The 5,268-nt window shown below is 39.4% G+C and carries 3 protein-coding genes; all 3 read left to right on the forward strand.

Translation table 11 applies throughout. From position 1 onward, the window contains the following. Positions 1-1,762, forward strand: a 1,762-nt coding sequence (locus ACH0AK_RS04665) for a lysozyme family protein (protein ID WP_499796749.1), incomplete at its 5' end; no start/stop codon positions are given. 19 nt (positions 1,763-1,781) lie between these two features. Continuing rightward, positions 1,782-2,711: a hypothetical protein gene (locus ACH0AK_RS04670; protein ID WP_023519592.1), complete on the forward strand. Its 930-nt coding sequence runs from the start codon at positions 1,782-1,784 to the stop codon at positions 2,709-2,711. Positions 2,712-2,750: 39 nt separating this feature from the next. Further along, on the forward strand, positions 2,751-5,268 hold a 2,518-nt coding region (locus ACH0AK_RS04675), incomplete at its 3' end, for a hypothetical protein (RefSeq protein ID WP_499796750.1).

Consider the following 5,268-nt stretch of genomic DNA (forward strand, 5'->3'; position numbering starts at 1 on the left):
AACTGAGGAAGCACCAGAAGAATCAGAAGACGATAGTGGAACTGAGGAAGCACCAGAAGAATCAGAAGACGATAGTGAAACCGAGGAAACATCAGAAGAAGACGATGAAACCTCGGAAGAAACAAACGATTTAGAAGAAGAAATCGAAGAATCAGAGAATGAAGAGGAAGGCTCAACATATGAGTCGCAAATAAATAGAAATCCAAGTGACGAACAACCAGATCCACCTATCGATGAAGATCGGCCAACTCATCGAACAATCAAAGTGGCATTGATCAATATTGAAATCAAAACAATCAGTCAGTTTATTGATGAAAATTCAGACACTCTCTCAGAAGAAGAACTAGATAAGTTTGGTCCGATCCAGGAATTAGATCGTTTTGAAAATAAAGTATTTTTACAAAGTCCTTTTGGTATGAATCAAGATGCCATCGTTGTTGAAAAATATGGCTATCGTGGATTAAATGAAAGAAATAAACACAATTATATTGAATTACTAGCTGAAGCTGGTACATCAGTTTATGGACTTGACAATTCTGGCTCAGGAAGAGTTCATGCAGTTGGGAATAATTCTGTTACTATCAATACTTCTTTAAATAAAAGGGTTGTTTTATCTCCATTAAAAAATATCAAAGTGAGAAATAGAGATTGGGTCGATGCCGATACACTGATAGGAGAAACGACTGGAAATTTGAGGGTTGAAGTTATTGAACGTCGAACCCTTCGGCCAAATCGCAATATTTATCCGTCTGCTTATATTTTTGATTTAATATTTCAATATCCGTCTGAGATAGATGGATTCACCAATAATTCGTCAAGATCAATTTCAGGAAGTCTTAAGAATCCAGGACAAATGATTTTACAATGGGAACATCTTGTTCGAGAAGCCTGTGAAAAGTATGGGATTCCAGAATATGTCAATATGATCTTGGCAATCATCCGAGTAGAGTCTGGTGGGGATGCAGAAAGATTTCCTGATATTATGCAAGCTAGTGAATCACAAGGTTTAGCTCCTAATACAATCGAGGATCCAGAATTATCAATTGATCGAGGAACTCACTATTTTTCCCAGTTATTAGGTAAAGCGAGAACCTTACATCTTGATGATCGTGCGGCTCTTCAAGCCTATAACTACGGAGAAGACTTTTTAAATTGGTTAGCAACTACCAATAAACAATATAGCTTTCTACATGCAGAGCTATATGCAAGAAAAAAAAGCAACAGACAAATCGTTCGTTATACTCATCCCGTAGCTGTAGCCCATGGATTTTCCTGGCGATATGCTTACGGAAATATGTTCTATGTACCTATTGTTACCAATTATCTCTGGCTCGAAAACTCAAGATTTCTTGAGACTGCGATCAATGAGATTGGTACTTTTCATGGTGATAAGTATTGGAGATGGTATGGTTTTGAAGGAAGAGTTGAATGGTGTGCGATCTTCGTAAGTTGGGTAGCAGATCAAGTCGGGTACCTTAATCAAGAAAAAATAATAAAATCAGCAAATTGTTTAGAGATGATCTACTGGTTAACGGAAAAAGGAAACTACAGAAAAATTTCAGAGAGTTACCACCCACAACCAGGTGATTTGATTTTCTTTGACTGGAATGGAGGTGGTACAGGGAAAGATCATGTGGGAATCGTGGAATTTACAGATGGAAATATCATCCAAACCGTCGAGGGCAATACTTCCAATAAAGTAGCCAGAAGAACCTATTTCCTCAATGATCCGAGCATTTCGGGGTACGGTATTCTTCAATAAAAAAAGAAAAGGGCGAACAATGAAACGATTAAAAAATATAGTTGAGTCAAAAGAAGGAAAAAGAGTCGTGATAATAGCTAGTGTCATTTTCATCACAATGTTCAGTTTTATTTTCTACTCGATCTTTTTTCACCATGGAACAAATGGAAATTCAAAAACTACTGCGAGTAGTGAGCGTTTATCTTTTAGTGAACAAAGAGACGAGGAACTAAATCTAGTAGAAAGAAACGAAGCTTTAGTTTATCGAGGGATTTGGTATTCTGATCGAGCAGATGGCATGGTTCTGGAATTAAAAAATGACGGAACTTATCAAAGTACCAGTTGGCTCACAACGGGTCAGTATCGCTTAGTAGATACAAAACTTGTTCTAACGGACAAAGAGAAAGAGGAAGTTTCTTTTGAGCTGATGACTAGATTAGGAGAAACGATCTTCTTTTACGAAGACAATGAAGGTGACACTACCTATTTTTATCCAAGTGTTGAATTGTTGGAGAAGGCGAAAGAAATGATTGATTCTGGGGAAGATGAAGCGAATGAGAGGATCAATCAAAAATGGAATGACGTTTTACTTCAAGGTAGTTGGACGAATACGACGATGAATAGTCATGTATTGGTTGATTTTACAGAAAATACCTTTGTCCAACGAAAAGTGGAAGACGGTAAAGAAATAAGTCGAACGTTTCACTATCGCATCATTTCTGAAGATGTTTCTGAGACATTATGCGTGTTAGAATTGTCAGTCACCGATGAAAATTCAGCAGTTAAAAAATTTGAGATCACATTAGAAGAAACACAATTTGGTTATCGCATGAATTCCCTCCCAGGAATGTTTTTATGGGTAAATGATTACGAAAAACCACATCAAGCAGTGCGATTAACTCAAACAGGTGTATTTAGAGAAGAAAATACATCTTTAGAACAATTGCTTGAACATCGCTTGAATGGTTAATCGCCTCTGAAAAAATTCTTCATTGAATGGAGGAGACCAATGTTTTATAAAAATTTTGAAGACTATCTTAAAGAATATCTATACAAAGATATTTCAATAAAATCAGTAAAACCTTATGAAGAAAAAGTATTCAATGAGTTTCAAGCAAAAGCAATATCGGATAGTAATCCTGAAACTTTGAGAGAAGAGTTCCACTTCGTTCTAGACTTGATTTCTTCAAGAAAAAAAGTGAACGAAGAAAAGACAAATGCATTAAAACAGTCATTTGAAAGAATGCTCCAAGACATTGATCCAACAGACTACAATACGTTGAGATTCTCGATTTATAAATCGCGGATGATCGTCTTAAAAGAAAATAGACGTGAGCAAGAAATAAGGAAAAAAGATGCGACACCTACTTTTACGTCAAACACAACATTACAAGCATCTGACGAATTAGTAAGTCCTAAATTAGTGGCGGAACAAGAAAGAAGATTTGCAGAACGAACAATGCTAAATAAGAGAGGCAATGTGAAGCAGGAAGGTTTCTCCAATCAGCAGATCGAAGAGAATGGCACTATGCACGAAAATTCTGTCCACACTACGAATCAATCAACAAAAGTAGAGTCGCATAACAGTCTTAAAGTGAGTGATTTAAAACAACAGTTTGAAAAAGAAACTTCTTATAATAAAGAACCCCATTCAGCTGAAGTACCATCAGGGACAGTCAACCGATTGCGCCAATACTATGAAGGTCTGAATCATTCAACAAATGATCATTCATCATTAGAAAGTCGAAAGTCGTCTAGATGGAGAACCTCGCAAACGAATGATTCACCGAATGTTCAAAATAGGCAAAATCAACCGACAGATCGACAGAACCAAAGAAATGAAGGAACATCGTCCTATCAAAAAGCTCCTCCATTAAAAGGTACTAGCGAATTGGTGGGTAGAGGAAAAGAACGCACAGTCTATACGAATGAATCTTCACCCACAAATAAAGCAGAGCCGAATCAAACCGGCATGACGAACGAAGAATTTCAAAGACGACGAGACCGGTTTGGCCATATGGCTGGAACCAGTAACCAACCACCAGTTATCGAGAGAACGAACCAAAGAGAACCGGATAATTATCAGACAGCTACTTATCAAAATCCACCTAGGCAGCAACGAAGTAGTGAGGTAGTGCAAGAAGGTCAAGCTAGTAGGATAGATAACAATGATTCATTAAGGACAAACAATGCAGAATGGAGTCAAACTGGTAGGGCAAACGAAGAATTTCAAAGACGGCGAGACCAATTTGGCAATATGCCTGGACCAAGTAATGAACCACCAGTTAGAGAGAGAACAACCCAAAGCGAACCGAATAACTACCAGACAGCTGCTTATCAAAATTCACCTAGGCAGCAACGAAGTAGTGAGCTAGTGCAAGAAGGTCAAGCTAGTAGGATAGATAACAATGATTCATTGAGGACAAACAATGCAGAATGGAGTCAAACTGGTAGGGCGAACGAAGAATTTCAAAGATATCGAGACCGATTTGGCAATATGCCTGGACCAAGTAATGAACCACCAGTCATAGAGAGAACAACCCAAAGCGAACCGTATAATTATCAGACAGTTGCTTATCAAAATCCACCTAGGCAGCAACGAAGTAGTGAGCTAGTACATGAAGGTCAAACTAGTAAGATAGATAACAATGACTCATTAAGGACAAACAATGCAGAATGGAGTCGAGCTGGTAGGACTGACAAAGAATTTCAAAATCGTCGTGCTCGATTCGTAAACCTGACTAGTACAAGCAATGAACCAGCGTTTTCCAAGAAAAAGGGTCGTGGAGAAAGTGAACATCAAGGAACTTCTTATCAAAGAGCTACCACCCTGCATGGCAGTAGCGAAATCGTACGTAAAGGAAACGGAAGTGCAGTTCATACGAATGATTCAGCATCTGCAAACGAAACAAAATCGAATCAAAACGACATGACGAACGAAGAATTTCAAAACCGTCGCACTCGATTCGAAAATTCCAGTGTAAAAAGTGATAACCACCTTGCATCAGAATCCACGGGTCGAGTGAAAGCAGTGAGAGATCAGTTTGAAAATCCGAACGCCTTTAGCAATGAACGATCAATTCCAGAACCCACGGGTCAAGTGAGAGCAGCGAGAGAACGGTTTGAAAAAGCGAATGAGTTTTCCAACGACCGCCCAGTTCCAGAATCCACGGGTCAAGTGAGAGCAGCGAGAGAACGGTTCGAAAAACCGAATGTCCTTCGTGATGAGCGACCAGCTCCAGAATCCACGGGACGAGTGAAGGCAGCGAGCGATCAGTTTGCAAAAGCGAACGATCATCCTAATGAGCGACCAGCTCCAGAATCCACGGGACGAGTGAGAGTAGCGAGAGAACGGTTCGAAAAAGTGAATGCCCTTCGTGATGAGCGACCAGCTCCAGAATCCACGGGACGAGTGAGAGCAGCGAGAGAACGGTTCGAAAAAGCGAATGTCCTTCGTGATGAGCGACCAGCTCCAGAATCCACGGGACGAGTGAGAGCAGCGAGAGAACGGTTCGAAAAAGCGAATG

The organism is Enterococcus pernyi (assembly GCF_045371165.1).
Classification (GTDB): domain Bacteria; phylum Bacillota; class Bacilli; order Lactobacillales; family Enterococcaceae; genus Enterococcus_B; species Enterococcus_B pernyi.